This window comes from Acinetobacter sp. YH01005 (assembly GCF_013420465.1).
Classification (GTDB): Bacteria; Pseudomonadota; Gammaproteobacteria; order Pseudomonadales; family Moraxellaceae; genus Acinetobacter; species Acinetobacter amyesii.
In genome coordinates this window covers 214301-220722 of sequence record NZ_VOYA01000001.1, presented here as the reverse complement: position 1 = coordinate 220722, position 6422 = coordinate 214301, and the positions used below count along the sequence as shown (strand labels likewise).

General features: G+C 42.6%; 4 protein-coding genes. 3 read left to right on the top strand and 1 reads right to left on the bottom strand.

The window, feature by feature from the left end; translation table 11 throughout:
• A partial coding sequence (locus FTT72_RS16145; RefSeq protein ID WP_218951547.1) for a hypothetical protein occupies positions 1-195 on the top strand: 195 nt, incomplete at its 5' end.
• A gap of 56 nt (positions 196-251) precedes the next feature.
• Here the strand turns inward: FTT72_RS16145 and FTT72_RS01145 are convergent.
• A complete protein-coding gene (locus FTT72_RS01145) occupies positions 252-1439 on the bottom strand; it encodes a glycerophosphodiester phosphodiesterase (protein ID WP_180177726.1) in 1188 nt (395 codons plus the stop codon).
• Positions 1440-1716: 277 nt separating this feature from the next.
• Here FTT72_RS01145 and FTT72_RS01140 point away from each other — a divergent pair, with 277 nt between their 5' ends.
• Both FTT72_RS01140 and mgtE read left to right on the top strand, forming a co-directional pair.
• Positions 1717-4824 (top strand): multidrug efflux RND transporter permease subunit, encoded by a 3108-nt coding sequence (locus tag FTT72_RS01140; protein ID WP_180177725.1) that lies wholly within the window; start codon positions 1717-1719, stop codon positions 4822-4824.
• A gap of 228 nt (positions 4825-5052) precedes the next feature.
• Complete coding sequence (gene mgtE / locus FTT72_RS01135) at positions 5053-6396, top strand: magnesium transporter (RefSeq protein ID WP_180177724.1); 1344 nt, start codon at positions 5053-5055, stop codon at positions 6394-6396.
• The last annotated feature ends 26 nt before the right edge of the window (positions 6397-6422 follow it).

Genomic DNA, 6422 nt, shown 5'->3' with positions numbered 1-6422 from the left:
CCGACAGCTCCGACAGCTCCGACAGCTCCGACAGCTCCGACAGCTCCGACAGCTCCGACAGCTCCGACAGCTCCGACAGCTCCGACAGCTCCGACAGCTCCGACAGCTCCGACAGCTCCGACAGCTCCGACAGCTCCAGCACCTCAGCCAGTGGCAACGCAGTCAGCCGCAGAATATTTGGCAAACCCACTTTAAAATTTCCATTGAACAATAAAAAAGACGCCTCGGCGTCTTTTTTCATTTTAGGAAAATTAGGGCTTTTGCAGTTGCGTTAAGGTTTTACGTGCCAGTCCTGGATCATCGGCAAATACACCATCTACACCAGCTTTATAGAAGTTTTCAAATTCTTTAGCCGCACCGGTATCACAACGTTCTGTCGCCACAGAGCTACATTTTAAATAGTCAGGTAAAAAACCATTTTCAGGTCTGAGTGTATAGGGATGGACTTTCAAACCAGCAGCATGGGCATCTTTGACAAAACTGGTTTGTTTAAATTCAGTGTTTGAAAAGATATACGTTTTACTTGGGCCTACACCATCTGCATATTTTGCCACTGATTTTAGGCCTTCTGCAGTGGCTAAACTTGCATAATTTTGAGGTGAGCTTTGTTGCTGTAAGTCACCCGGTATGGCAGTTGGGCTATCTAATAATTGAATAATTTTGCCATGTTTGAGGGTTTTCATTTGCGTGAGTTGATTACGTAAGTATTTAAGATTGGTGGTTTCAAAAGACTGTAAATATACAGGCGCGATATCACGTGTATAACTGTATTTGGCAAGCGTTGTGAGTAAGCGATCTTCCATGGCTAGATTTTGCTGTTGGAAAAATGTTGGATGCTTGGTTTCAATATATAAACCAACAATTTTCCCAGTTTTTTTATAATGAGCGTCGGCAAGTTCAATGATTTGTTCGAGCGTTGGGATGCTGTATTGATCATTATATTGAGTGTTATTAGGGCGATATTGAGCAATACGCTCACGTGCTTTTACATTTTGAGTCAGTTCATTCAAACTAAAGTCTTCCGTAAACCATCCTGTATAGTCGATACCATCGATTTTTTTGGTGGTTTTTCGATCCTCAAATTGTGACAGCGTACTAATATTGGTTGTCCCTGAAATTTCACTTTCATGGCGCGCAACCAGATAGCCATCCTTGGTTGGCACTAAATCGGGTTCGATAAAATCCGCACCATCGTCAATCGCTTTTTGATATGCGGCAAGGGTATGCTCGGGTCGCAAAGCACTGGCACCACGATGCCCAACAATGACAAAACCTGTATCAGGCAAAATAGGGGGCTTGGTGACATGGGTTTTATCGTCATCCGAATTACATGCAGATAAACCAAAAACGCTAAAAAGGAGCAGTGAAGACACGCCCCATGAGGATTTCACTTTGCTTGTTATGGCTAGATTTAACTGTTTTGTTAATTGTTTTTGCATGGCTGCCTCGGCATCTTTTTATTTAAATGAATGAAGTTGCAGGCATACATTGCAGGGCAGTGGCTAAGACTTCATGACAGAGGCGGTTTTGTCACATAAATTTACTAAAATAGCTGAAGTGGAGGCTCTCCATATTTTCTACATATTTCGCTTCAAGCAAGGTTTTTATGTAGTCTAGGCTTGTAATCAAGCACATTGTGATTGATTATCAATAAGATTTTTTGAAAAAAATCAATCAACATATTTTATTTCATTAATTGAAAAGTGACATGGACTGATGCTGTCTAAGTTTTTTATTTATCGACCGATTTTTGCAGGTGTCTTGGCGATCATCGTCATGGCGCTCGGGCTATTTGCTGTGCTCAATTTACCGGTAGAGCGCTATCCAGATATTGCGCCACCACGAATTACGGTCAGCGCAAGTTATAGCGGTGCGTCAGCAGAAACAGTTGAGGAAAGTGTCACACAAGTTCTTGAACAACAAATTAAAGGAATTGATCACCTTTTATATTTTAGTTCAAGCAGCGACTCTTCAGGTCGAAGCCGGATCAGCATCAGTTTTGAAAATGGCACTGACCCAGATACCGCTCAAGTACAAGTACAAAATGCCATAAATGGGGTAATCAATCGGCTGCCTGAAGATGTGCAGCGCCAAGGGGTAAATGTCTATAAATCTTTGGGTGATACCCATATGGTTATTGGCCTCTATGATGAGACTGGCAAGAGTTCGAATATCGAACTTGGTGACTATATGATGACTCATCTAGAGCAGGACATTGCTCGAATTGAGGGTATCGGTGAAGTCGATGTTTTTGGTTCGCAATTTGCCATGCGCATTTGGCTCAACCCACTGAAGTTAAAGCAATATAGCCTTATGCCCAGTGATATCCGTGCGGCTGTTGAATCACAAAATACGCAGGTTGCAGCCGGAGCCGTAGGTGAATTGCCGAGTGTATCGGATCAATATCTCAATGCAAAAGTCACTTCAGGTTCACGTTTAAAGTCAGTTGAAGAATTTGAAAATATTATTGTCAAATCTGCACGAAACGGCAGTTTTGTCTATTTAAAAGACGTTGCACGTGTTGAATTGGGTGCGGAAAATTATTCAGGGGTTAATACCATTAACGGGTATCCATCTTCAGGGATGGGGATCTCATTGGCTTCTGGGGCAAATGCACTTGAAACCTCAGCCTTAATTAAGCAAGAAATTGAACAGTTAGCGAAGCAATTACCTGCCGGTTATAAAATCGTTTATCCACGGGATAACACGCCATTTGTACAAGAATCGATTAAAGAAGTGGTGAAAACGTTATTCGAAGCCGTTTTACTGGTGGTTTTGGTGATGTTTATCTTCTTACAAAATTGGCGAGCAACGCTGATACCTGCGATTACGGTGCCTGTGGTGATTCTTGGGACTTTAGCGATTTTATATGCTTTGGGCATGACCATTAATACGCTCACATTGTTTGCATTGGTACTGGCCATCGGTCTGTTGGTCGATGATGCGATTGTTGTGGTGGAAAACGTCGAACGTTTAATGCATGAACAACAGTTAACAGCAAAACAAGCGGCCATCGAGTCGATGCATGAAATTAGCGGGGCATTAATCGGGATTACTTTGGTATTGACCGCTGTATTTATTCCCATGGCGTTCTTTGGTGGCTCAACGGGCGTGATCTATAGACAATTTTCCATCACACTCGTGGCTGCAATGGGCTTGTCACTGATGGTTGCGCTGATTTTAACCCCTGCATTATGTGTCTTAATTTTAAAACCCAATCCGAAACCACAGCGCTGGGCGATTTGGTTTAACACCAAATTAGAGACTTTAAAAACCAAATATCTAGCACTTGCACAAGCCACGGTTCGTTATCGCTTATGGACGGTGGTTTTGTTTGCGGGGCTCATTACGGTATTTGCTTTGTTTTATCGTGCTTTGCCGACCAGTTTTATTCCTAGTGAAGACCAAGGCATTTTGAGTGTGCAACTTAAATTACAAGAAGGTGCACCGATGTCGAAAAGTCGTGAGGTCGGTGAACAAATTCGGCAGTACTTTTTAACTGAAGAAAAGCAAAATGTTGATTTGGTGATGATTCGTTATGGACGAAATTTTTCTGGTACGGGTCAAAACTTAGGGCAAGGCTTTATTGCACTGAAGCATTGGGATGAACGTTCAGGACAACACAATTCAGCGCAAGCGATTCGTGAACGTGCTATGAAACATTTTAAAAAATTTAACAATGCACAAATCAATGTCAGCATGCCTTCCTCTGTCAGAGGTCTTGGGCAAACCGATGGTCTGGAATTTTGGCTGCGAGATATGAATGGCGAAGGTCGAGCTTATCTGGATGCGCAATTTAAAAGCTTGCAAGAAAAATCTTCACAATTCAGCAGTTTCGAAAATTTAGACAAACGCTCTAACCCAGACAAAGCTGAACTAAAAGTGGATATTGATCAAAAACAAGCAATGGCCTTGGGGTTAACTCAAAATGCGATTAATAGCACCATGAGTAGTGCATGGGGCGGTAGCTATATCAACGATTTTATCGACCGTGGGCGCATTAAACGCGTCATGATGCAGGCAGATGCCGAATTCCGTTCTAAACCAGAAGATTTAGCTTATTGGCATGTACGTAATGACCAAAATGAAATGATTCCATTTAGTAATTTTTCAACCATTGGTTGGAGTGGTGGTCCAGAAGTTGTTAATCGTTTCATGGGCTATACCGCATTACAAATGGAAGCGGATACAGCCAAAAATGTCTCAAGTGGACAAGCCATGCAGGATGTTAAAGCTTTAGTTGACCAAGTGCCGGGTGTGGACGTGGCATGGAGTGGGTTATCCTTTGAAGAGCAAAAATCAAGTCATCAAGCGATTTGGCTATATTTGGTCTCAATTGGATTTATTTTCCTCTGTCTTGCCGCCCTATATGAAAGTTGGAGCATTCCAACCTCAGTCATGAGTGCGATTCCACTCGGGATAGGCGGTAATATCCTGTTTAGCTACATGACCGGTTTTCCAAATGACATCTATTTCCAAATTGCCTTGCTGACGACGATTGGTCTGTCCTGTAAAAATGCGATCTTGATTGTAGAGTTTGCAGCGATGGCACAAGAAAAAGGCAAACATGTGATCGATGCTGCAATGGAAGGCGCAGCACTACGTTTACGTCCTATTTTGATGACCTCTTTGGCTTTTGGTGCAGGGGTGGTTCCTTTAGTTCTAGCTTTTGGTGCAGGTGCAGCCAGTCGTCAAGAGATTGGAGTGAGCGTACTCGGTGGGGTGATATTCGGTACAGTCTTGGTGCTGATTTTTATTCCGTTTATGTATGTGATAGTACGTTCTATTTTTAAAATCAAACCGGTGTCTGAAACTTTGAAATAATCCTCGCACAGCGTATCGCTCTAGTAAAAGCCACCGTGAAAGCTTGAGTATATTGCGGTGGCTTTTTTTATGTCGCCAAATTTATGTCACCAAGCTTTCGACAGGGAATGTTCACAGAGAATTTTCGCAAACAACGTTCACCGAGAACATATTGAAGAGATTTGAAACTCTTCTTTTTATCCTTCAAAATGTGCACTACATAGAAAGATTAAAATAAGAGTGAGTTGGATGGCGGATTTAATACAAAGACAGCGTGAAATTTCCGCTTTGCTGCAACAACAAAATTATGCAGCAGCAGTTTTCGCTTTACAGCCTCTGAATTACGCTGATCAGGCCCGTTTAATTCAGCAATTTCCAATTGAAGATCAAATTGAGTTACTTTCTGGTTTAGCGCATCAAGGCTTGGTATTTGAGTTTTTCCCGTTTGAGTCACAGCGACAGTTAATCTCGCGTTATCCACTGCGTCTACAAATTGAATTATTTGATGATATGCATTCTGATGATGCAACGGATTTATATAAAAGTTTAACTGATGCAGAACAAGATCGAATTTACCAACAACTTGATCAAGATACCCAAGAGCATCTAAAGGCATTATCTGCATATGCAGAAGAGTCTGCAGGTGCAATCATGAGTTCAGACTATGTCAGTATGCCTGCTGACTTTACCATGCAACAAGCCATAGAGGCCTTGCGCCATGAACCGCATGACCGTGAAACCCTATATTTAATTTATGTCACCAATGATCAGTCTCAATTAGAAGGGGTGATTTCACTGCGGCAAATTTTGCAGGCTGACCGTGATGCACGAATTCAACAGGTGATGACCAAAGATGTGGTGACCGGCTGGATAGATGAAGACCAAGAAAGTATTGCTCGAAAATTGGCTGAATATGATTTTATGGCCTTGCCGATTGTGGATCATGCTCAGCGTTTGATGGGGATTGTCACCTATGATGATGCGATGGATGTGGTACAGGCTGAAACCACTGAAGACTTTTTAAAAGCCAGTGCGGTGAGTACTGAACCTGGTATGAGCATTAAGAAAGCACCGATTTTAAAATTGTACCAAAAGCGGGTGTTCTGGTTGGTGATATTGGTCTTTGGCAGTTTATTGTCCGGTTTAGGTATTTCCTATTATGAAGACATCATTGCAGCACATATCGTCTTGGTTTTTTTCTTACCCTTACTGGTCGGAAGTGGAGGCAATGCGGGTTCTCAGTCTGCGACCTTAATGGTGCGAGCGCTTGCCACTGGGGATGTAAAAATTCGAGATTGGTTTTATTTGTTGGGACGGGAGACGCTCGTCGCGCTTTGCCTCGGTGGAACCATGGCCATTGCTGTATCGATTCTAGGCTACTATCGTGGTGATGCAACCGTCGCCTTGGTCTTGGCTTTAAGTATGATGGGTATCGTATTGCTCGGTTGTTTAATTGGCATGAGTTTGCCCTTTGTACTCAACAAGTTAAAGCTCGATCCTGCAAGTGCTTCTGCACCTTTGGTGACTTCGATTTGTGATGCGACCGGCGTGGTGGTGTATTTGATGATTGCTTCACAATTGCTCAATTTATAGAGATTAGCATTTTGCTACAGATAGAA